At 58.2% G+C, this 22,742-nt stretch carries 22 protein-coding genes; 9 read left to right on the top strand and 13 right to left on the bottom strand.

Annotated features, from left to right (window positions below):
* Positions 1 to 71: 71 nt before the first annotated feature.
* The 4 genes from bhcR to B8991_RS09640 all read left to right on the top strand — a co-directional run bounded on the left by bhcR (position 72) and on the right by B8991_RS09640 (position 5,554).
* Complete coding sequence (gene bhcR, locus B8991_RS09655) at positions 72 to 914, top strand: HTH-type transcriptional regulator BhcR (RefSeq protein WP_084352789.1); 843 nt, start codon at positions 72 to 74, stop codon at positions 912 to 914.
* Positions 915 to 998: 84 nt separating this feature from the next.
* A complete protein-coding gene (locus tag B8991_RS09650) occupies positions 999 to 3,869 on the top strand; it encodes a molybdopterin oxidoreductase family protein (protein ID WP_084352788.1) in 2,871 nt (956 codons plus the stop codon).
* Entirely contained in the window at positions 3,866 to 4,603 is a 738-nt protein-coding gene (locus tag B8991_RS09645) for a 4Fe-4S dicluster domain-containing protein (RefSeq protein WP_084352787.1), read from the top strand. Before B8991_RS09650 ends, B8991_RS09645 begins: the two co-directional genes overlap by 4 nt.
* A gap of 12 nt (positions 4,604 to 4,615) precedes the next feature.
* The gene (locus B8991_RS09640) at positions 4,616 to 5,554 is read left to right on the top strand and encodes a dimethyl sulfoxide reductase anchor subunit family protein (protein WP_084352786.1); all 939 of its coding nucleotides are present in this window, start codon (positions 4,616 to 4,618) and stop codon (positions 5,552 to 5,554) included.
* 91 nt (positions 5,555 to 5,645) lie between these two features.
* Here the strand turns inward: B8991_RS09640 and B8991_RS09635 are convergent, their stop codons facing one another.
* From B8991_RS09635 to B8991_RS09620, 4 genes are all read right to left on the bottom strand, one after another.
* A complete protein-coding gene (locus tag B8991_RS09635; RefSeq protein ID WP_084352785.1) occupies positions 5,646 to 6,107 on the bottom strand; it encodes a DUF3237 domain-containing protein in 462 nt (153 codons plus the stop codon).
* Positions 6,108 to 6,176: 69 nt separating this feature from the next.
* A complete protein-coding gene (locus B8991_RS09630; RefSeq protein ID WP_084352784.1) occupies positions 6,177 to 7,709 on the bottom strand; it encodes a heme biosynthesis protein HemY in 1,533 nt (510 codons plus the stop codon).
* A gap of 10 nt (positions 7,710 to 7,719) precedes the next feature.
* Positions 7,720 to 9,210: a COG4223 family protein gene (locus B8991_RS09625; protein ID WP_084352783.1), complete on the bottom strand. Its 1,491-nt coding sequence runs from the start codon at positions 9,208 to 9,210 to the stop codon at positions 7,720 to 7,722.
* 53 nt (positions 9,211 to 9,263) lie between these two features.
* A complete protein-coding gene (locus tag B8991_RS09620) occupies positions 9,264 to 9,965 on the bottom strand; it encodes a uroporphyrinogen-III synthase (protein WP_179141456.1) in 702 nt (233 codons plus the stop codon).
* Between the two features lie 99 nt (positions 9,966 to 10,064).
* Between B8991_RS09620 and tsaD the strand changes: the two genes are divergently transcribed.
* From tsaD to B8991_RS09595, 5 genes are all read left to right on the top strand, one after another.
* Complete coding sequence (gene tsaD, locus B8991_RS09615) at positions 10,065 to 11,162, top strand: tRNA (adenosine(37)-N6)-threonylcarbamoyltransferase complex transferase subunit TsaD (RefSeq protein WP_084352782.1); 1,098 nt, start codon at positions 10,065 to 10,067, stop codon at positions 11,160 to 11,162.
* On the top strand, positions 11,159 to 12,115 hold the full coding sequence (locus tag B8991_RS09610; RefSeq protein WP_084352781.1) for an NAD(P)H-dependent glycerol-3-phosphate dehydrogenase: 957 nt from the start codon (positions 11,159 to 11,161) through the stop codon (positions 12,113 to 12,115). The genes tsaD and B8991_RS09610 overlap by 4 nt, the downstream gene beginning before the upstream one ends.
* 3 nt (positions 12,116 to 12,118) lie before the next feature.
* A complete protein-coding gene (locus B8991_RS09605; RefSeq protein WP_084352780.1) occupies positions 12,119 to 12,391 on the top strand; it encodes a YciI family protein in 273 nt (90 codons plus the stop codon).
* Positions 12,388 to 12,807: an EVE domain-containing protein gene (locus B8991_RS09600; RefSeq protein ID WP_084352779.1), complete on the top strand. Its 420-nt coding sequence runs from the start codon at positions 12,388 to 12,390 to the stop codon at positions 12,805 to 12,807. The genes B8991_RS09605 and B8991_RS09600 overlap by 4 nt, the downstream gene beginning before the upstream one ends.
* Positions 12,808 to 13,179: 372 nt before the next feature.
* Positions 13,180 to 13,761: a hypothetical protein gene (locus B8991_RS09595; RefSeq protein ID WP_084352778.1), complete on the top strand. Its 582-nt coding sequence runs from the start codon at positions 13,180 to 13,182 to the stop codon at positions 13,759 to 13,761.
* A 7-nt stretch (positions 13,762 to 13,768) separates the two neighbouring features.
* On the opposite strand, the gene B8991_RS09590 is transcribed toward B8991_RS09595, so the two are convergent.
* The 9 genes from B8991_RS09590 to B8991_RS09550 form a co-directional block, all read right to left on the bottom strand.
* On the bottom strand, positions 13,769 to 14,587 hold the full coding sequence (locus B8991_RS09590; protein WP_084352777.1) for a substrate-binding periplasmic protein: 819 nt from the start codon (positions 14,585 to 14,587) through the stop codon (positions 13,769 to 13,771).
* Between the two features lie 79 nt (positions 14,588 to 14,666).
* Positions 14,667 to 16,427, bottom strand: coding sequence for a pyrroloquinoline quinone-dependent dehydrogenase (locus tag B8991_RS09585; RefSeq protein WP_084352776.1), 1,761 nt, complete (start codon positions 16,425 to 16,427; stop codon positions 14,667 to 14,669).
* A gap of 61 nt (positions 16,428 to 16,488) precedes the next feature.
* Complete coding sequence (locus B8991_RS09580; protein WP_084352775.1) at positions 16,489 to 17,181, bottom strand: c-type cytochrome; 693 nt, start codon at positions 17,179 to 17,181, stop codon at positions 16,489 to 16,491.
* A 70-nt stretch (positions 17,182 to 17,251) separates the two neighbouring features.
* A complete protein-coding gene (locus B8991_RS09575) occupies positions 17,252 to 18,061 on the bottom strand; it encodes a substrate-binding periplasmic protein (RefSeq protein WP_084352774.1) in 810 nt (269 codons plus the stop codon).
* Positions 18,061 to 18,843 carry an ABC transporter permease gene (locus B8991_RS09570; RefSeq protein WP_179141455.1) on the bottom strand — a complete coding sequence of 261 codons (783 nt, stop codon included), beginning with the start codon at positions 18,841 to 18,843 and terminating at the stop codon, positions 18,061 to 18,063. Before B8991_RS09570 ends, B8991_RS09575 begins: the two co-directional genes overlap by 1 nt.
* 14 nt (positions 18,844 to 18,857) lie before the next feature.
* The gene (locus B8991_RS09565) at positions 18,858 to 19,250 is read right to left on the bottom strand and encodes an ATP-binding cassette domain-containing protein (protein ID WP_084352772.1); all 393 of its coding nucleotides are present in this window, start codon (positions 19,248 to 19,250) and stop codon (positions 18,858 to 18,860) included.
* A 91-nt stretch (positions 19,251 to 19,341) separates the two neighbouring features.
* Positions 19,342 to 20,292, bottom strand: a complete 951-nt coding sequence (locus B8991_RS09560) for an ABC transporter ATP-binding protein (RefSeq protein ID WP_084352771.1) — start codon at positions 20,290 to 20,292, stop codon at positions 19,342 to 19,344.
* A 117-nt stretch (positions 20,293 to 20,409) separates the two neighbouring features.
* Positions 20,410 to 21,441 (bottom strand): LysR family transcriptional regulator, encoded by a 1,032-nt coding sequence (locus B8991_RS09555; RefSeq protein ID WP_179141454.1) that lies wholly within the window; start codon positions 21,439 to 21,441, stop codon positions 20,410 to 20,412.
* Between the two features lie 513 nt (positions 21,442 to 21,954).
* Entirely contained in the window at positions 21,955 to 22,629 is a 675-nt protein-coding gene (locus B8991_RS09550; RefSeq protein WP_218673203.1) for a TetR/AcrR family transcriptional regulator, read from the bottom strand.
* Positions 22,630 to 22,742 lie beyond the last annotated feature (113 nt).

Below are 22,742 nucleotides of genomic sequence, written 5' to 3'. Positions count from 1 at the left end.
ATTCTTCCTTGTCAGATGGTTACTTTTTTCATATCGTAAAATTATCTTTCATATTAAAAAGAACTCATCTTATGGAATTACAGAAGAATGACGCGCATCCATCCAGAAAGACCCGTGGACGCCCGCGTGATTGGAATGACAAGACGGCGCAAAACACCATCAAGTCGCTGGACAGGGCCATGGAAGTCTTCGAGTTTCTGAGCGAAGCACAAGGCAAGACCTTGTCAGCCCTGGCAGGCGATCTCGAGCAGTCTCCGGCGACGGTCTATCGCATTCTGGTAACGCTTGAGGTCCGGGGGCTGGTAGAGTTTGATCAGGCCGATCAGGTCTGGCACATCGGACCGCGCGCCTTTTTGATCGGTGCGCGCTTCTTGAAGCGGACCAGCCTTGTTGATCGGGCCAGACCCCTTCTGCGCCAACTGATGGAGGCGACTGGCGAAACGGCCAATCTGGGTATCGAACAAAACGGCAATGTGCTTTTTGTCAGTCAGGTAGAGACGAACGCAAGCATTCGCGCGTTTTTTCCGCCCGGCACGCTGTCGCGTCTGCACGCATCCGGCATCGGCAAAGCCCTGCTGTCCCAGATGGACGATCATCGGATCAACAGATTTCTGGACCGCGGCCCGCTTGAGAAATTTACCGAATATACACTGACAGAGCGTTCCGCCTTGATTGCGGACCTCGCAACCACACGGGCGCGCGGCTACGCCATTGACGGCGAGGAACGCAATCTTGGTATGCGCTGCATCGCGGCCCCGGTGTTCGACATCCATGACGAAGCAATCGCCGGCATTTCGGTCTCTGGCCCCACGACACGGGTCACGCCGGAAGAGATTGAACGGTTAAGTGTCGCAGTGCTGACCGCATCGCACAAACTGACGGCTGCCATAGGCGGTGCCACGCCAGACCACTGAAATCGCAAAGCATTGTTCGGCTTTGCAAAGTTTGTGTAAGCTCGCAGAAGAATCGTGCAACTTCTGTCCTGCCGAAAGATATACATGTTCCGCGAACCCCAGATCCCGCTTTCCGAACCTGTGGGTGACCGTATTGAACAGACGACCTGTTACATGTGCGCCTGCCGTTGCGGGATCAATGTGCATCTCAAGGACGGGCCGGACGGCAAACCGCAGGTGCGCTATATCGACGGCAACCGAGATCATCCCGTCAACAAGGGCGTGCTGTGTGGCAAGGGCAGCGCCGGCATCATGCAGCACTACTCGCCCGCGCGGTTGCGCGCGCCGATGAAGCGGGTCGGACCGCGCGGGTCCGGCCAGTTCGAAGAAATCAGTTGGGACGAAGCACTGGAGATCGCGACCGAGTGGCTGGGCACGGTGCGCAAGAGCGATCCCAAGCGGCTGGCCTTCTTCACCGGGCGCGATCAAAGCCAATCGCTGACCGGGTTCTGGGCGATGCAATACGGCACGCCCAATTTCGCGGCCCATGGCGGGTTCTGCTCGGTCAACATGGCGGCTGGGGGGCTTTATACCTTTGGCGGGGCGTTCTGGGAATTTGGCGATCCTGACTGGGATCTGACCAAATATTTCATGCTGTTCGGCGTGGCCGAGGATCATGCCAGTAACCCGATCAAGATCGGCATCGGCAAGCTGAAAGCGCGCGGCGCCAAGGTCGTGTCGGTGAACCCGGTACGCACCGGCTATAACGCCGTGGCTGATGAGTGGGTCGGGCTGCGTCCCGGCACGGACGGGCTGTTCGTGGGCGCGCTGATACACGAGTTGTTCCGCACCCAGCAGATCGACCTCGACTACCTTGTGCGCTACACCAACGCGCCCTGGCTGGTGATCGACGCGCCCGGCACCGATCGGGACGGGCTGTTTGCGCGGGACGCCGATGGCAACCCGTTGGTCTGGGACAAGGCGACGGAGGCCTATGGCAACGGCAAGGCCGCCGACATCCAGCCCGCGCTGACCGGCACCCGCACCCTGCCCGATGGTCGCATCGCCCGCCCGGTGTTCGAACTGATGGCGGAACGCTACCTGTCGGATGATTATGCGCCCGAAACGGTCGCAGCCCCCACCGGGCTGGACGCTGAGGAGATCCGCCGGATCGCCGCCGAACTCGCGCATGTGGCTTTCAAGGAAGAAATCGTGCTGGACCAGCCCTGGACGGATTGGGCCGGGCGCAGGCACGAGACCATGATCGGACGGCCAATCTCGATGCACGCGATGCGCGGGATTTCTGCCCATTCCAACGGGTTTCAGACCTGCCGGATGATCCATATCCTGCAAATCCTGCTGGGCAGCATCGATTGCCCCGGTGGGTTCCGCTACAAGCCGCCCTACCCCAAACAGACCCCGCCCAACCTGCTGCCGCATGGCGCGGCGGGCGATATCAAGCCCGAAATGCCTCTGGGCGGGCCGCATCTGGGTTTTCCGCACGGCCCGGAACATCTGCTGCTGGACGGCGAAGGCAACCCGTCACGGCTGGACAAGGGGTTTAGCTGGGACGCTCCGATGTCGGCGCATGGGTTGATGCATATGGTCATCAACAACGCGGCACAGAAAGACCCCTACGGCATCGACGTGCTGTTCATGTATATGGCGAATATGGCGTGGAATTCGTCCATGAACGTACCCGGCACGCTGGACGCGCTGACCGCCAAGGACGAAAACGACGACTATGTGATCCCCAGGATCATCTATTCAGACGCCTATTACTCCGAAACCGTGCCATACGCCGATCTGATCCTGCCAGACACCACCTATCTGGAACGCTGGGACTGCATCAGCCTGCTGGACCGGCCCATTTCGGAACCGGATATGGTGGCCGATGCGATCCGTCATCCCGTGGTGCCGCCAGATCGTGACGTGCGCGGGTTCCAAGAGGTGCTGATCGACCTTGCCCACCGGCTGAAGTTTCCCGCTTTTACAAACGAGGACGGCAGCGCGAAGTTTCCCGGCGGCTATGCCGACTATATCGTCAATCACCAGCGCAAACCCGGTGTCGGGCCGCTGGCGGGCTGGCGCGGCGAGGATGGGACAAGCTTCGGCACCGGCGCACCCAACCCCGATCAGCTGAAAGAATACGTCAGGAATGGCGCATTCCACGCCCATCACCTTGCGCCCGAGCATGCCTATTTCAAACATGCCAATCGCGGCTATCTGGATTGGGGGATCACCAAGGGCATCCGCATGTCCGCCGAGCCGACGATCTTTCAACTATATTCCGAACCGTTGCAAAAGTTCCGCCTTTCCGCGCTGGGTCATGGCGACCGCCAACCGCCAGAGCGGGCGCGCGACCGCATAACCCGCTTTTTTGATCCGCTGCCATTCTGGTACGAACCGCTTGAAGGCACGATGATCGACACGGGTGCCTATCCGCTGAACGCCATCACTCAACGCCCCATGCATATGTACCATTCCTGGGGGTCGCAGAATGCGTGGCTGCGTCAGATCACGGCCGCGAACCGGCTGTATGTCCACACCAGTGTCGGCACCTCTATCGGCGCGACAGACGATGACTGGGTTTGGCTGTCTTCGCATCTGGGCCGTGTGAAATGCCAGATCCGTCTGATGGAGGGCGTCAACCCGCACACCGTCTGGACCTGGAACGCCATCGGCAAGCGCGAGGGCGCTTGGGGGCTGGATGAGGACGCGCCTGAGAATACCGAAGGCTTCCTGCTCAACCACCTGATTTCGGAACTGCTTCCCAAGGGTGGCGGAGGCTACCGCTACTCCAACTCCGACCCGATCACAGGGCAGGCCGCATGGTTCGATCTGCGTGTGGCAATAGCAAAGGCAGAGAGTACCGGCGCGACGGAACCAATGTTTGAGCCTTTGGGCCATGACAGCCAACCGCCCTCGCCCGAAAAGCTTGCCTTCGGGGTACAATTTCGGAAGGAGACGACATGACCTGCCTTCCGGAGAAAACGGGTAAAAAACTCGGCCTCGTCATTGATCTGGATATCTGCGTGGGCTGCCACGCTTGCGTGACGTCCTGCAAGGAATGGAACACCAGCGGCTATTCCGCGCCTTTGTCGGATTTCGACCCTTACGGGGCCGAGCCGGACGGCGCTTGGCTGAACCGGGTGCACAGCTACGAGATCGACAACGACCACTGGAAAGGCACGGTGCATTTCCCGCGCTCCTGCCTGCATTGCGAAGATGCGGCCTGTGTGACCGTCTGCCCGACCGGGGCCAGTTTCAAACGCGCCGAGGATGGCATCGTTCTGGTCAACCCGGACACCTGCATCGGCTGCAAGCTATGTAGCTGGGCCTGCCCATACGGCGCGCGGGAATACGATCAGGATGACGGCGTGATGAAGAAATGCACGCTGTGTGTTGACCGGATCTATAACGAAACCCTGCCCGAAGAGGACCGTCAGCCCGCCTGTGTCCGCGCTTGCCCGACCGGCGCGCGCGCCTTCGGCGACCTGGGTGATCCGGCGAGCGCCGTGTCGCAAACGGTTGAGGATCGCGGCGGATTCAACCTGCTGGAAGAGTTCGGCTACAAGCCGGTCAACAAATACCTGCCGCCGCGCAAGGGGTCCGATCACGCGCCCGCGGTGCCAACGACGCCCACCAAGACCACCGGTGCGCCCATCGAAAAACTCTTTGCCTGGGCCGACCGGGCGCTCAGCCGCTGAGGGGCGCGACACATGCATCCTGCCTATTCCGTCATCCTTTTCACCACTTCCTCGGGCGCGGGCTACGGCCTGCTGTTCTGGGTCTCGATTGCTTTGATGGCCGGAGATATGTCGCATACGCACTGGTCATTCTTCTTCACCTTCGCGCTGGCGGTTGCACTGATCACCGTTGGGCTACTGGCTTCGACCTTTCACCTTGGCCACCCGGAACGGGCATGGCGCGCGCTGTCCCAATGGCGGTCCTCATGGCTGTCGCGCGAAGGCGTGGCAGCGCTGGCCACCTATCTGCCCGTCGGCTTGCTGGGCCTTCTGTCGCTCTTGAAGATAACAACCGGGGCAGAGCCGTTTCTGGCCTTGCTTTGCGCATTGGGCGCGGTCGCGACGGTTTGGTGTACCGGCATGATTTACGCATCCTTGCGCACCATCAAGGAGTGGAACCTGACGCTGGTCCCGGTCATCTATCTGGCTCTTGGTGCCGCTTCGGGCGGGTTGCTGATGGGGCTTATGACATCAATACTCGGCGGCCAAAACCACTGGCAGGGCGCGGCAACCCTGTTGGCGCTAGGCGTCGCGTTGGTGCTGAAACTCGTCTATTATCGGCATATCGACTCTGATGACGGGACGTACACCGCCGCGCAAGCGCTGGGGATGGGTACAAAGGGCATTCGCCAAATCGATCCGCCGCACACGCGGCCGAATTACGTCATGCGCGAGATGGGCTATGACGTCGCCCGACGTCATGCGCTGCGGTTGCGATGGCTTGGTTTACTCTGCCTGGTTGCAGTACCGCTGACGTTGATTTCGCTAGGGATTTTGGCCGATCTGCCAATGTTATTGCCGTATCTATTCGCGGTCATGGCCGCCGGAATCGGTTTGATGCTGGAGCGCTGGCTGTTCTTCGCGGAGGCCACGCATGTCGCAATGCTTTACTACGGCGCGCCCCGAGCCTGACGTGGAGACTTGTACAGTTTCGCGAATGACAAGGTCGGAATACGCTGATCCGGTCAGCGCACCGGCCTACGCCGCACAGTAAATGCGCCTATTACTCAATCGCGAAAAGTGAAACCTTTACAGCCGATTTTAGCCGCGCACCGGTGCCCACAAAAAGCGTACGGTTCACCCAGGCATAGTCCGGATGGCCAGTTTCCAGCCGTGCATGGGTGCGCATGTAATAGCTGTCCTGTGGCACCGGATCACCAGCCGCAAGTTTGCGGATCACATCCTCTGGCCCGTGACGGAAACCGAAATTGACAATCTCAATGAATGCACCGTCATCCGTTTCGAGCGCATATCTGGTATCAAGCTCTGCCAGCCCATCGCCAAAGATCGTCTGCCAATCGGCCCCCAGGTTCAGAATCCGGCCACAAAGTTCCGGCCCGGTGACACGTCCGCCCACGATCGGAATGATCCGACGCCGGCCGGCTCGGCCTGCGCCCATCTCCTTGATCGGGTCCAACCGCACCTCAAGATCGCAGACATGGCGCAGGTTCGGGGCTGGCAGCATCGCAATCTCTTGCCCTGTCGTTTCAAAATTCGTCGATGTGTCCGTCGCTACGTTTAAAAAAAGCCTGCGCTACCGCCGACCTTCTTCAAGCACTTCGGACGGCGGTGCCCCGGTTTCCGGGCCCGGCTGGGCCCCGACGCTTTCCGGCTCAACGATCTCTGCCTCTTCTGGTTCCGCTGGGGTTTCAATCACGTCTGCCTCCGGCGGCTCTTCGGTTTTGTCGTCCAAGGCACCGACGATCAACGGCAGCATACCAACGCCCGTTGGTGCAGCCATCTGAGACTCATGCGGTACGGTCCATGACAGGGTGTCAAAGCTTTGGCAATTCGCACAGACCGGTGCCCAATTGGTGTGAATGGAATGACAATTGTCACAAACCCATTGCGGCCCACGAGGTGCCGTGACGGCCTTGGCCAACCAGCCCTTGACGACGGTATCGCTGGCACCTTCGCCGCGCTCGATCGCGGCCATGATCGTCAGCACCCGCGCATCCGCGTCGATTTCGTGCAGATTGCCCAAGGCTCGACGCGCAGCGGGGAAATCCTCGGCGGCGATGTACAACTCCGCCATCAGCAGTTTGGTCTCGCGGTGGTCCGGTTGCAGCTTAACCAGTTGTTGAAACCGTTTCAGACGCTCCTGAGGTGTTTCGTCCGGCACGATGGCCGCGAACGCTCCGGCGACTTCGGGATGCGGGCGCACTTCCCAGGCTTTCTTGAGCACACGCACCGCATAACGCGGCTTGCCTTGTTCGATATAGCCCTGTGCCGCCAGAACTGCCGCAGGGATAAGGTCCGGCGACAGGCGGTTGGCCTCGATGGCGGCCACGCGTGCGTCAATTGTCTTGCCTTCTTCCAATACGTCCTTGGCCTCGGACAGCGCCAGAACCGCATCACGTCGTTTGTGGACATCGCGCGGCATCGTGCCAGATTTCAGCTTTGCATTCAGTGTTTTGCGCGCGCCTGACCAGTCTTCCTTCTGCGCCTGAAGCTGCAACAGAACGTCTTGCGTCTCTTCGTGCTGCGGCTTGATGGCGAACGCGCGTTCCGCCAGCTTCAACGCAACATCAGTTTCGCCCGCCGCCAGTTTCTGCTTCATAATTCCGCGCACGCCAACAAAGCGCGTGGCATCGTTTTGTATCAGCTTCTTGTAGACCTGCTCGGCCTTCGCACGATCCCCGCTCATTTCGGCGGCCTGCGCCGTGATAAGATCGGTCAGTTCGGGTTTTTGCAAATAGCGCTCCGCCTTGGAGGCCTTGGCCATTGCCAGCCGCCCCTCGCCCGAGGCCAGCGCCATCATGCCTTCGCTGAGCGCCTGAAACCCTTTACGTTCCCGGTTACGGTCAAAATAGCGCGAAATCGCGGTTTCATCGCCGTTGAGAAAGCGCAGCGTGGCGATCAGTAGCGAGAAAAGCTTTAGAAGCACCCAGACGGCCAGAATGACCAGCAGCGCGCCGATCACCGATTGCAGCGGGCCGAGTGTGTATTCCTCACCCCCGGCGGTGATCTGAATACCACCGTCGGTTTCCAGAAGATAACCCGCCCCGAGGGTCAGTGCCGCCACAATGGCGACGAAGATCAGTATCTTGATGAGCGACCAAAGCATTCCGGGTTCCTTACTGGGTGTTCAGTTCCTGCGAGGCAGCCGCAAGGGCGGCCAACGCATCACGACGCGCTTGCGCCCGCGCAGTCCATACGGACAACGCGTCGCGCGCGGGGTCTGGCAGGGCCTCTATTTCGGTGAGCGCTGCGTCAAGATCGCCGTCGCGCTGTGCGGCCTCGGCGCGTGACAGGATCGCGTCGGCATCGTTGCCTTCCTTCGGCACGACAGACCGCGCACCCAATTGTTCACGCAGGAAGCTGCTGAAACGGCCGCCGCCCTCATCGGCGGCACCCGCGTTGCGCGCCGCTGACAGGGCTGCACGAGAGGCTCCGGGGAATTGGTCGGCCAGTTCTGCCTGCGTTGCCACACCTTCGTCCGCGACCGAGGACAATGCCTCCGGAATGCTGCCGGTAGACTGCCGCAATTGCGCCGCCGCATCGGCGAAGGGCGTCCCGTCTGTCAAAGCGCTGGAAATTTGCGCCAAGGCCGCGCGCGCCTGTGTCAGCTGCGCGGTCTGATTGGCAGATTCTTCCATTTCAGTGGCATCCGCCAGCATGGATTCGATCTCTTCGCGCTGCGTCTGTATGGCGGCGCGCATCGCGTCAAGTTCGCGTTCATAGGCCTCAATCGCTTCAGGAGAGACGCTTTCCTCGACAGGACGTTTTTCCAGGGCGGTCAAACGTCCGTCCAGTGCCTCCACATTGCCGGTCAGCCCGTCAAGCCGCTGGCTGGCGTCATTCGCGGTCGCAGCGGCGTCGCTGGCCTGGGATGACAGGGCATCCACGTCAATTCCGCTTACGCTTTGCTCCACCGCAGCGGTTCGCGTATCCAGATCGGCAATCGCCGCGCCATGCGCTTCCAGCGTCGCCAGCGTATCGACGACAAACGGATCTTCAGCCGTTTGCACACCCGGAAAGGGCCAGCCGTCCGGCACCACATATCGCGCTGCGACAAAACCGATGATCGCGGCAGCGACACCACCCAACAGCAGCGGCAAGAAACCCGCTTTCTTCACGATGGTCTGCGTGACCTGAGGCACGGGCGCCGACGTGTCGGCGTAAGACGTATCGGTCGCAGGGCCAGCCTGGCTCGACGCGCCTGCAAACCCTTCGGCCTGCGGGGGTTCGGGGGCTTCGAAAGGCGTGGGATCGTAGGTGTCATCCGGCTCTTCCAGAGGGTCTTCGTCGAACGCGCCTTCGGACCGGTCAAAGTCATTATCGGTCAGTTCGACCTCGCCAAGGTCTTCATCCGCGTCGGGCACGGCTTCCACGGCAGCAACGCCATCGTCGCCCTCGACCACCTCGGCATCCGTCAGTTCGGCGGCGTCTGCGGCTTCGTCTCCGGGAACGGCTTCTACCGCCGAGGCCCCTTCAGCCAAATCCTCATCAACTGGTGGCTCTGACCCGGTGGAGGCGTCCTCCACCACGGCGGCATCCTTTATTTCGTCGACGTCCGAAGATTTATTGATCTTGTCCGACCCGCCCGATTTTTCATCGTCTGCCACGTGTTGCCACCTTTTCGATTCACGTTTCCCAAAAGGGAGTTGCACAGTTTAGCTTACTGTGCGTCTTCCCTCCCCTCAACCCACCTGTCTGCGTCCAACAGTCTCTGCACCGTGCGGCGCATGGAATCCGCGCTTGGATGCGCCGCAATATCAACCCTTTGGACTGCGATCTGTTCCAAGGATTCCGCGACTGCATCGCTCATTGCGACGACGGCCACGGGTGCCGCAATTACGGCCTGCGCTTGAAACAGCGTCGCGGATCGTGGCGAAAACAAAGGCGCAATCACCGGTCGGTTGCCACACAACACTGAGATCGCATCCTTGTTCAGAGACATCGCTTTCTGATCGTAAAGAACCACCGCTTGCGTGTCTATCCCGGCTGCAACAAGCGCGTCTGCGACACCCCCCCGTGCATGTCTGCCCCGCGCATGAACCAGCGGCACAGTCGGGGCCGCCCGTATTATCATGGGAATCATGTCTGCCGCCGTTCCCTGCGCGCAGATGGGATCAAAGCCAAGGGCCCGCGCCGCACGGCCGGTCGCCTCGCCGACCGCAAAACAAGGCTGATGAACCTGGCCGCCAAGCGCCTGCCATGCTCTCACACCGTTGATTGAGGTGAAGATCACCCCGCAATCCGAGGCAATGTGCGGCAGGTTTTCAGCGACCTGCACGTCGAATAGCGGCGAAATGACCACATCGAAGCAACCCCGAAGAGTGTCGGCGAAAGCGCGCGAGTCCGGCTCGGGTCTTGTCATCAAAAGAACAGGCTGGTGCCGGGACATGCAAACACCGGGATTGTGAGAAACAGACCAGAGTGTTACCTGCCATTTGGCGTGCAAGCAACGGCTAGGCATATGACAGACCGTCTGACCATCCTTGGAATTGAAAGCAGCTGCGATGATACGGCGGCCGCTGTTCTGCGGCATGAGCCGGGCAAGCCTGCGCGAATCCTGTCGTCTGTGGTCATGGGACAAGAGGCGCTGCATCGTGATTTCGGCGGTGTGGTGCCGGAAATCGCTGCGCGCGCCCATGCGGTCAAGCTGGATGGCTGCGTGACCGACGCGCTGAGCGAAGCGGACGTGTCCCTGACCGATATTGACGCCATCGCCGTGACCGCCGGGCCGGGGCTGATTGGCGGCGTCTTGTCGGGCGTAATGCTGGCCAAGGGTCTGTCGGCGGGCTTGGGCAGGCCGCTTGTCGGCGTGAACCATCTTGCAGGCCACGCGCTGACACCTCGGCTGACAGACGGGCTGGCCTATCCCTACCTGATGCTTTTGGTTTCCGGTGGGCACTGCCAGTTCCTGATCGTGCGCGGGCCAGATAGCTTTTCCCGTTTGGGCGGTACGATTGACGATGCGCCGGGCGAGGCATTCGACAAAACCGCCCGCTTGCTGGCGTTGCCGCAACCCGGTGGACCCTCGGTTGAGAAATCAGCGCGCGACGGCGACCCAAAGCGATTTGCCTTTCCCCGGCCCTTGCTGGACCGACCGGGCTGCGACATGTCTTTCTCGGGCCTGAAAACCGCATTGCTGCGCCAAAGGGATCAGCTTGTTGCTGCCGAAGGTGGGCTGAGGCAGGCAGATCGTGCCGACATTTGTGCCGGGTTTCAGGCAGCGATCTGTGATGTGATGACCGAAAAGGCGCGCCGCGCATTGGATCTGTATCTGACCGAAGCGCCAGCGGTGCCGGCCTTCGCCATTGCGGGCGGCGTTGCGGCAAATCAGGCGATACGCGCCGGATTAGAGACGCTTTGTGCGGAACGCGACGTGCAGTTTGTCGCGCCGCCGCTACGCTTGTGTACCGACAATGCCGCGATGATTGCCTATGCCGGGCTGGAGCTGTTCCTTGCGGGCCATGAGGACGACATGACGCTGGCCGCCCGTCCGCGTTGGCCGCTGGACAAGCTTGCCGCGCCGCTTGTGGGCAGCGGACGCAAAGGGGCCAAGGCATGAGCGTCGGTATCCTTGGCGCGGGCGCCTTCGGGACCGCGCTTGCAATCTCTATCGCGTCGGGGCGTACGACCGTGCAGCTTTGGGGTCGGTCTGCCGATGACATGGCCGAGCAGGCCAGGCAGCGACGAAACCCGCGCTATCTGCCCGATGCCGCCTATCCCGACACATTGCACCCGACCGCCGATCTGGCAGAGGCGCTGGGGTGCGAGGTTCTGCTTCTGGCCGTACCCATGCAGAGATTGCGCGACGTGCTGCGCGGGCTGGACCTGCCGCCCCATCTGCCCCTGGTCGCGTGTTGCAAGGGGATTGAACTTGCCACCGGGCTTGGCCCTGTGCGGCTGATCTCATCGCTGAAACCCAACCCGGCGGCAATTCTGACCGGCCCCAGTTTCGCGCAGGACATTGCGAAAGGGCTGCCCACAGCCCTGACCCTGGCCTGCGCCGACCCGTTGGTGGGAACGGCGCTGCAACACAAGCTATCGACCGCCAATATCAGGGTGTACTACATCTCGGATACGCTAGGGGCAGAGCTGGGCGGCGCATTGAAGAACGTCATGGCGATCGCATGTGGCGCCGCAATCGGAGCCGGGCTGGGCGACAGTGCCCGCGCCGCCTTGCTGACGCGCGGTTTTGCCGAAATGCAGCGAATGGCGCATCACATGGGCGCGCGCGCGGAAACGCTTGCAGGCCTGTCCGGACTCGGCGATCTTGCACTGACCTGCACGTCAGAGCTTTCGCGGAACTTCAGGCTGGGCCTGACTCTGGGACGCGGCGAAAGCTTCGACAAGGGCGTCACTGTGGAAGGAGCCGCGACGGCGCGTGCAACGCTGGACCAGGCAAAGACCCACGGCATAGACATGCCGATCACGCAAACCGTTGTTCGACTGCTGGACGGCACGGATTTACACAAGGCCATGGACGACCTGCTGTCCCGGCCGCTTAAAGAGGAATAGGACATGCTTGTTGCCCTGATCGCCCGCGACAAACCCGGTGCCCTGCAAACCCGCAAGGACAACCGCCAAAAGCATCTCGACTACATCGACGCGACGGGTGTCGTGACGCAGGCGGGCCCGCTGCTTGACGATGCGGGAGAGATGACCGGCTCGCTTGTCATTCTGGACGTGCCTGACATGGACGCGGCAAAATCCTGGGCCGCCGGCGATCCATATGCCGCCGCTGACCTGTTTGAATCCGTCGACCTGATCCAATGGAACCGGGTGATCGCATGAGATACTGGCTGTTCAAATCAGAGCCATCGACATGGGGCTGGGATGACCAACTGGCCAAGGGCGATACGGGCGAGGAATGGGACGGCGTGCGGAACTATCAGGCGCGCAACTTCATGCGCGAGATGGCGGTGGGGGATCGCGGGTTTTTCTACCACAGCCAGAAAGAGCGGGCGCTGGTCGGCATTGTCGAGGTGATCGCCGAAGCCCACCCTGACAGCACCACGGAGGATGACCGTTGGGAATGTGTGGACATCAAGGCGGTGAAATCACTGCCGCGCGCCGTAACCCTGGACGAGATCAAGCAAGATCCGCGTCTGGCCGATATGGTGCTGGTCAAGAATTCGCGCCTGTCCGTGCAGCCCGTTACGCCAATGGAATGGCAGATCCTCTGCGAGCTTGCAGGAGCCGAGTCGTGAACCGCCAGAAGAGCCAGACCGGACGCATACGAAGATCAAACCCGTTGCACAGTTTGTGCCGAACCGACCGCACCTGACGCTGGTAGCTCGGCGGGCCGTCATCCTTCAGATACTTCCTGATCGTGTTCCGCGAAAATCCCGTCGCCCGCGCAACAGACCGGATGCTGCGCCCCTCAACCAATAGCCACCGCCGGATCTTCGACACGCTTTTCATAAATAGCAGGTGGGTCAATTTTACGCGCTCATAATTCACCCAACTGGGTCAATCTTGCATGCCGATTCACACATGTCAGACACTTTGCGCAGGTGTCTTGCTTCTGGTTTCAAGTTGCCGGCATGTAAACGAAGCATGCAATCAACACGGGCGCATTTATGACTTTCCTTAACGATCTTACATTACAGCAAATCGTGACAAGAGGTCTGGCTTATATGCTGTTTTCCAGCGTCTATCTTTTTGTCCTCCGGGTCGTTAACCATATTGGTGGCAATAGATCGTATAATGGCGGCTCTTTGGCGGCTTGGGGCCTGCTAATGGCTATTTTGTTTCGCGCTGGTTGGGTTGTGGTGCCGTCACATGGCGCGGCAAACATATGGGCGCGTGTACGGCAGGCGTTGGCACCGCTGATCGCCAGCGCATGCCTTTTAGCCATCATCCCGTTGATCGATCTGTTGCGCCCCCTAGCCTATAGAGAATTAAACCCAAGCTTGGGCCAGTTTTTGAATATTCTGTTCAATCAAATACAGGATATTTCTGTTGGTTCAGCAATCCTGTGCTTGCTTCCCTGGCCAGGCTTGCCCGGAGCGCAGATCGTACTGGCCATGAAGCAAGCCTGGGTGCCCCGGTTCCGAACCCTGGAATGGCCTGCCACCCTCGTGTTGATCGCCATCATGTTAAGCGTGTTTGACCCCGCCTGGCTGCAAGGCCTTCTTTCGGGACTATCATTTACCCGATGACGGTTTTTCACCCTCCGGGCATGCCCGCAAAACCGAATTCATCCATAAGTGCCGCTATGGTTTCGTCCTGAATCAAGGCATCAATCGCTGAATCGATCTGATTGCGCAGGAAGCTGTCGCGCGATGAAACCAACCCACCGACACGCACTGTCGCCACCTGTATTGGATCAGGCGCGATAATTTTGACATCCCCCCCGCCGGGTTCCTCTGCCAACAGCTGCTGCAACATTGGCTGCCACAACAACATTCCTGAAAGTTGCCCGTCGCGCAGGCGCCTGAGCATCAACGATTTGTCGGCATAAGGAAGTCGCTTCCACCGCTGCCCCTCTGGGCGTTGGCCCATCGCGGTGATAAACGCCCATTCGCCGGACGATCCCAATGCAGTTCCGATAAAGTGCTCTTTTGGAATATCCGCAAGGGTTTCATATCTGGGGTCCAACACCGCCAAGACATAGGGCACCGTGGCATAAACACGGGTCGGGCTGACCCAATCGGGATAGAGGTTTCCAGTCTGCAGAGACATCCCCATAACGAGGTCGCAGTTCTTGTTCATCCGGATTTGGAGCTCTTCAAGAAACCCACCACCACTGATTGGAAATCCACCCGGAGATTGATCGAACACCACATCAAGAAACAGTGCCTTGCCGATTTCCTCGGCCACCGCCCGATCAAATGGTGCCCCAACGGCGGCATCATCCACACAAACCCGGATTTTGTCACCTTGGATCTTGCGCGTGTTATCAAGATACATCTGTGGCGCATCTTGTCCCCGCGCTGGCACGCAATTCAACGCAAATACCAAAGCCAAGAGAGAACGAAAAATCATCTCAATTTCTCCGGTTCAAACGTGAGAAAGGAGCCAGAACGGCACCTTTCTCTCTCGTAGGTCGTGTCGAGGTGATACCTTAGCCGTCCGACTTTGGCAGTTTGAACACGAAAATCGAGTTGCCTGCACCACTTGGTAGCGGCACTTCTGGAAACATCGACGCTGCGCTTGATGCAGCTGCGCTATATCCTGTTGGAACAACGAGATACTGTTCTCCGTCCACTTCGAATGTGGAAGGCGAACCGCCGATAGGCGCGTTCAGGCGCTGGCTCCAAAGAACCTCACCTGTGGTATCATCCCACGCTTTGATATAGCGCCCAGCGTCGCCACCGAACACTAGACCGCCCGCCGTCGCAATCACTGACGACGTTGGGATTGTCCGCTGACGGTGCTGCCAGGCATGGGTGCCTTGCTCTGGGTTAACCGAAATGGCATCCACAAGACCGGCCTGATCGATACCTTCGGGCAGAACTCGCGGACCGAATTTCAATGAACCGGTGGAGTTACCAGCGGTAAATTCGGTCTGAATGGGTGTCGTGGTGTTACATGCTTCGGTCAAAGGCACATAAAAGCTGCCAGTACGCGGCGAGTAAGCACCTGCCTGCCACAGCTTGCCACCGGAAACCGATACGCAGGCCAAGTGGGACTCACCGACCGCTGAGGACACGAGATCTTCGTTGATGTGAACTTTGCCGTCGTCGTCAATCTTGGTCACAACATTCTGGTAAACGGTTTCAAGCGACCACAGGTATTCTCCTGTGTCCCGATCCAACGCAAAAGCGATACCGTTTTTACCCGGAACGGACACAACCATCTTGTGCTTTTTGCCGTCGACTTCCTGATCAACCAGTACACGCTCAAACGGGCTGTCGAGATCCCAGTTGTCGCGTGGCAAGTGCTGGAAGTACCACTTCAATTCGCCGGAATCTGCATCCAGCGCCAAGGTCGAGTTGGTATAAAGAACGTCACCGTCGCCCGAACCACGAACCAGTTCGGCATATGGTGCCGGCATCCCCACGCCCCAGAAGGTCATATTCGTTTCAGGATCATAGGACCCAACCGCCCAAGGTGTGCCACCCCAGCGGTTTTCTGGCGGCACATCCCCCCAGCTTTCGCCCTGGGCGGGATTGTTCGGATCGTCCAGCGTGTTGAAACGCCACAGTTCTTCACCGGTTTCCGCGTCATGCGCAGCGATGAAACAACCACCCGCCGTACCCGCAATGGAGCAACCCGAAATCGCCGAGATTACTTTGCCGTTCACAACCAGCGGGCCAACAGTGTAGCTGTAACCTTTGGAGTTATCGAACGCTTGGGTTTCCCAAACAGTTTTGCCAGTGGTCGCTTCCAGCGCAACAATCTTGGCGTCTACGGTGGTCAGATAAACCTTGTCTTCATACAGCGCTATAGAGTTTTTCTGTCGACGTGACTGATAATTCAGGTAGCCCCAGCTTTTGGGAACTTCGGCCAGCGCGTGGCGGTATTCCCACAACAAATCGCCGCTTTTGGCATCTAGCGCCTGAACGATCGAATTGTTGGTGTTGATGAACATGATGCCATCGTGTTCCAGCGCGGTGGTCTGTTGCAAACCAACGTCGGCCATCGGCCAAGCCCAGGCAAGCTCAAGATCGGCAACAGTATCTTTGTTGATCGTGTCCAGATTGCTGTAACCGTGGTTATCAATCGTGCCGCGCCACATCAGCCAATCGCCGGCTGGCGGGTTCATAATCATTTCGTCGGTGACGGGCGAGTAAACGCGCTCATCGTCTTGCGCGAAAACGGGGCTGGCAAACGCCAGTCCGGCGCTCAGCGTAAGGATCGACGGCTTCAGATAGAATTGCATGGAATACCTTCCCAGAGTCGTTTGATTTGTTTCACATCACGTCAGGCAATGTCGGAAATTCTTACTGCTCAACGCTTGGCAGTTCATTGCCCCAGGTATACGCCTGTGGCACTCCATTCCCCGTCGCCTCCCCGTCCGAAGAACCTGCGAACATATCGCTGCCCGGCAGTGGCTTTCCCCAAGTGTACGCTTGCGGCACTGAAACGGCTGAATCCGCATTGGTGGCTTCAGAAACGTTGGTGGTTGCCGCAACAGATGTCACTGCGACAAGGTCGATGGAGTCCAAGACCTCATAGTCCACAACCAACGCATCTTCGCCCGGCTGCGCGCCGTTATGGGCAAGAATATAGGCCATAATTGCGAGGTATTGATCCTCGGGCAGTTCTCCGGGGGCTTGGGGCGGCATTGACACCGAGATCATATCATACAGCCCTCCTGCCGTGCTGAAGTTTTGCATGGTTTCCGCGCTCAGAGCTGGGGCTTCTTTACCTTCTAGGTCAGTGCCGTGGCATTGAGAGCATTGCGCCCCATAGAGTGCTTTGCCCCTGTCCGCCTGTTCCTGGGTGAAGCCTGCCGCATTGGCCACTATGGGGACGATTGCTGCAATCAAAGCGCAGATTACCAGCTTACAAGATCGTGTTGTATTCAATTGGTCCTCCATATCATCAACCAATGTCCTCGACAGAAGAACGCCAGAACGAGAGCGTTCTGGAAATGCCGACTTCCCGTTGCCGGAAGGTCGTTGGCCTATCATGAATCACGCTCCGCATGGTGACAATGCCGTGATGTGAATATGATACATTGGTTTTTCGGATAGTCGGCACTCAGTCAGCGGCGGGCAGACCATATTCTGATCTGAGGTCGTCCAGTCGTCCGTCCTCGTCCATATCGGAAAGGGCATGTGCGAAGGCGCGGCGCAACTCGACATCGCCCTTCCAGAACCCAAGCGCAAAGGACTGCCGCGTGACACCTTCAGCCTTGAACCACCCGGAGGTCAGGTCAGTGCGATCTTGGGCCAACCGATCTGCGATCCCCTTATCGGCCAATCCGATCCGCGCGCGCCCCGTTGTAAGTGCTGCTATCAAAGCTGCCTCGTCACGGACCAGCACGACATCAGCCTTTTCGGCTCGCAAAATCTGGCTTAGCGCCAAGCGATCCAACCCTGGAGCAGGCAGAACAGCAACGCTCTCTCTCGGCTCTGGCACTAGGGTATTAGGCCGGATAACGCCCCAGCCCATTTGGACATCTGTGGGAAGCGTCTGCAAAAACCCACGGGTTTCCTCTGAATCCACGATACCGCCTGCGATCACATCGCACTGACTTCGGCTCAGCCGCCAGTTGCGCGGATTGAAATCGGCCCCCATCGCCGAAACGACCCGCGTTTTCAATGTGATCCCCATGCTTTCGCTCAACTCCAGCATCAGCGCCACATCAAATCCGGGATATGTTGGATCGCCGGTGACCAAGGGGGGACGGCTTGGCGGAATACACACGCGCAACGTGCCGCGCCTTTGTATCTCTGACAAGGATGTATCCGCAGGAACGTAGGATAGCCCGAACATCAATAGCGACACCACCGCAACGTTTATCACCACAGGACGCCACCGGAACGGGCTGTGAAAACGCGGTGCCATCAGGTGCGGCGAAATTCGAATAATGCCACCTGAAAAAAGACCAACCCAAGCAAAAGGATAAGTGTTGGTCCGATGTGGGCAGGAAACTGATTGAATCCGATCAATATGCCACGCAGGAAATCCACCGCATAAGTAATCGGATTGATGCGCATCGCCGCAACCAACCATTCAGGATAAACTATGATTGATTGTGTTCGACTAAGACTTGGATCAAGCGGAAAAACAGAGCTTGAGGTAAAATACAGCGGCAGGATCAGAGTGTTGGAGAACACACCGAACCCCTCGAAATTACGCACCCGGTTGGCAAGGATCACGCCAAATGCGGTCAAAGTGAAACTAAGGCAGAACATTGCCAGCAGGGCCAACGCAATCTGCCCCGGCATCAGCGAAATATCCGCAAATCGCGCAAGAATCAAAACGATCGACCCATGCACGGTGGCAATTGTGCTGCCACCCAGAATCTTGGCCAACAGGATCAAAGGGGTCGGCAGGGGCGACACTAGAATTTCCCGCAAAAACCCAAATTGCCGGTCCCATATGACAGACACCGCGAACAGGATCGATGTGTACATAATGTTGAGGACAATCACCGCAGGAAACAGAAACTGCACATAGGTATACGGCAGAACGACCCGAACTTCACCATAGACTTCGCCGCGAAAATACGGGTTCAACCCGATCCCCAGCACCAACAACCAAATCAAGGGGCGCGACACCCCCCCGATGATCTGACCGCGGTCACGCAGCGCGCGCACAACTTCGCGCAACCAGATTCCATACATTCCGCGTAGCCAAATCAATGCTGTAACACCCCATTCTCTCTGCGTCCGAAGAAGTCGGAACTGGAATCGTTCAGAACAGTCTCACGCAGCTGGCCGCATATTTGATTGCGCAATGTGTGAAATTCTGAGTGCGCCTGAAGCTGTGTGATGGATTGATCAGCCGCAAAAGGCAACAAAGCATCTTCGTGAAACCGACCGGGGCGCGGTGACGTCAGAACCAAACGATCCCCAAGGATCAGCCCCTCATCAACACTGTGCTTGCCACACAGGACAGTTGGGCAGAGCGCTGTGGTGAGCCGTATTATTTCTTCCTGCATCAATTCGCACGATTGTACATCCAGGCTGATGAGAGGCTCATCCCTCCGGATGATCGGTGCCTCGACAGCCAAGGCCAACCGCTGCTTCATACCACCTGACAATTTACCGGGATACATGGCTTCAACCGTAGACAGCCCGACCAAGCCCGACTAGCGGCGCGCTCGATTTGAAGCAAGGCAGTCACGAGGCGCGCCCTTTCTCGTTTGCACGCTCAACACGATCCCGCAGCTCGCGACCCGTCAAAGACAAGAAAACACTGGCCAATGTTGCGCTTTCGACTTCCAAGCTGCTGACATCGCGGCCAAAGGCTGCCAGAAACTGATCAATCTCGCTGTTCTTTGAAATGGGAATAGACAGGGTGTTATCGGCGGTTTGTGCCTTTGGCCAGACGCCCGTGATCCTGCCCATTGCCTCTTTGTTGCGCGGTTTCACCAAAAGACGGGTCGTGCCATGCTTTGCCTTGAGATCAAAAGGGGCACCGTTCGCGATGATTTGACCGTGATCGATGATGGACACCTGATCGAAATGTTCGACCTCTTCGGTGTAATGGGTCGTGACCAGTACCGTAAGGCCTGTGTCGCGGCTTAGTCGATCCAAATAATGCCAAATCCGATCCCGTGTTTGAGTGTCCAGCCCGGTGGTCGGTTCATCCAAGAAAAGGATGCGCGGCCTATGCAGTAGGGCGCGGGCAATCTCAAGTCGCCGCTTCATTCCGCCTGACAAACTGCGCACGACCGTGTTGCGCCAATCTGACAGCTCGACAAGGTTGAGCATCACTTCGATCTGCGCCCTGCGCGCCTTGCGCGACATTCCATAGACAAGCCCATGAAATTCCAGATTTTCTGCCACACTCAGCCGAGTATCCAGACTGCTATCCTGAAAAACTACGCCAATTTGCGCGCGTGCCACCATAGTCTGGCGCACAACATCATGCCCCGCCACGATGGCTTTGCCAGAATCGGGCGATGTCAGCCCGCACAAGATATTGACAAGAGTAGTCTTGCCGGCACCGTTCGGCCCCAGCAAGGCGGCGCGCTGCCCCTGCCCAATGGTAAGGTTGATCCCTTTGAGAACATTTCGGGAGCCAAGTTGTTTCGTGAGGTTCTCAACCGAAATCGCCGCTATCGGCATAGTATCGCCACGATATTCCCTCCACTGAGAAAATCTCTCACAATCAACAATCACATCTCAGAGACCTGCGAAACCTAAACTTACATAAGAAAACACAATAGCAGGAATTGCATCTGCTTACTCAGCAGCGGGCACGATGGAAGGCCCAACAGCCGCTGCACAAGGACCAGTCATCGAGACACGCTTAAGGTCGGCCAGCTGCCTTTCGCCTTCAAACTCGCTTCTTACGTCTTCGCACAGCCGTTTTTGAAACGCGACAAATGCTGGGATGGATTGATAATGTTTGGGGGCAACAAAGCTAACGTTGAACCGGGCACCGTCAATTTCATACATGCGGACACGGCTGCGCAACTCTTGGGGAAGACGTATAGTCAACGACAAAGGCACATGGGCCGTGGCCAAACCCGCCGCAACAAGCCGCGCAGCACCCACATTTTCGGGGCAACGAAAAAACGGCATCGCAAGCGGCAGATGGCTGCGAAACCATCCCTGAGTGTGATCTCTCCACGGTGCCAATGTGCCCAAGTCCACGTAGCGTTTCAAGGCGACATAGTTCGGCTCTTCCGGGGCTTTACAGGTACTCATAACGGATTGAATCACCTCGTGCGGGATTGCCTCGGGCACCAACCAGACGGTGCGATCGCTGAAAACCCTCGTGACGTGAAGGTTGGAATTCCTACTTTTCAAGAAGGCGTCGTTCACAATACCGCAATTGATCTGATGCATGGAAAGCATGTCCAAAACATCGGAAGAGTTTCGGCTGCCGACAAATTCCAAGCCGCCTATTTTTGGGTCCGAAACCGCCAATTCTGCCACTTTGTTAAAGAACCAAAGACGAAGCGCGTAGGGCGAGCTGAAACGCAGTTGAATGCGGTCTTGTTTAAAATGCGTGTCATGAAAAATCTCGGCAGAAGCATGTCGCTCGAGAATATCGACGGCAAACTGATACCAATATTCCCCCGGGGCCGTCAGATGAAACACCGAGCTTCGCCCGCGCACGAACAATTGAGTGTCCAGAGATTTTTCCATCTTGGCAATCTGCTGTGACAGCGTCGGTTGAGAAAGCCCCACCAAGCGTGCAGCCTGGCTGATCGAACCTGTGGTTACGACCGCCTTTAGAATTTCAAGCTGCTTTAATGTTGGAGACATTTTGATCCACATTCTGGAACTAAGATACGGTCTATAAACAGAGCTCCATCGTTGCATGGCCTGAGCGTGGTTTGATAGTGATGCGGCCCGATCACCGTAAGATGTTGTAAATGCCACACAAGCTCAATGTGAACTGTCATTACATCGTCCCGAAGGAAAATTGGCCTTGATGATGTGACGGCATCAATCTGGCAAGGTGGGTCCGCAGGAATGCACAAAGAAGGACGGTCATGCGGGAGAATGTCACCGTTGGGCGCGGTCTGACGAAGAATGCGTTCCATGTGCACGGGTCCGGTGCCTCAGCTCAGGCAATACTGCGCAAGTGATGGAACGGGATCAGGCCCTAAGAGGCAAATCGTTAACAAATCCAGGGGCACGTCAGACCATAGAAAGGGGAAGGTCAGTCGGTCTCAAGCTCCGTTTCACGGACACTGCCCTTCTGCGAAATCTTGAAAGATTCCAATTGACGGACCGTTGTGCCCGAAGGGCGTCAGCTGCGCGCGTTTCCACTAATCAGAACGCCTGCATGTTTGCCTGGCGGGTGCCGTGAAGCGCGCCTTCGAAGAAATTCGCCACGGTCGCCCGCACGGTCGCCTCCACGTTGATCTCGAGTGGAATGTTGTAGACGTATTTCCGGATGGCGATGTAAAATACCGCCCCGTGCAAGCCCCAGAAGAGCTCGATCTCATCCGCAGGGGGGGTATCTGATGGGGGCAGGGCTTCAGGCCCGCCACGAGATTCGCGTAGCTCCAGTGCTGCGGGCTCGATGATCTTTGTCCGGATGATGCCGAGATAGCGTTCGGTTAACCCATAGGATTTCAGTCCCGAAGACACGAATATCCGGACCCAGTCATAATCGAAGACCCGGTCGGCATAGGCGACGTAGAACTGTGTCAACCGCTCCTGCAGCGGGCGATCACGGTCGAGAATCAGTTGCTCCCATTCCGGGTTCCAGCGCTTCAGATAGACGTGATCGTAGACCCGCTCGATCAGCGCATCCTTGCTGTCGAAGTGGCGATAGATCACCGCGTGCGAGATCCCCATCCGCTTGGCAAGCTCGCGCGTCTGGCCCTCGAAGCCGGATTCCGCGAAGAACCGGACAGCCTCCTCAACGATCAGTTTTTCGCGCTCTGCGGCGCGCATGTTTTTGCGGCGCGGACGCCCGGTATTGGACTTTGAGTCTGACATCTTGCGGCCCCCTTTTTGATGGAATGATAGCGGAATTCAAAAAAGTAACCAAGTGGTCATTTTCTCTTGACCTGCGTTCAGCGCGGTGCTTTAGATAAGTGACCAATCGGTCA

Source organism: Primorskyibacter flagellatus, assembly GCF_900176485.1.
GTDB lineage: Bacteria > Pseudomonadota > Alphaproteobacteria > Rhodobacterales > Rhodobacteraceae > Primorskyibacter > Primorskyibacter flagellatus.
Note: the sequence above shows the minus strand (reverse complement) of the source record. Positions and strands in the feature narration are given on the sequence as shown.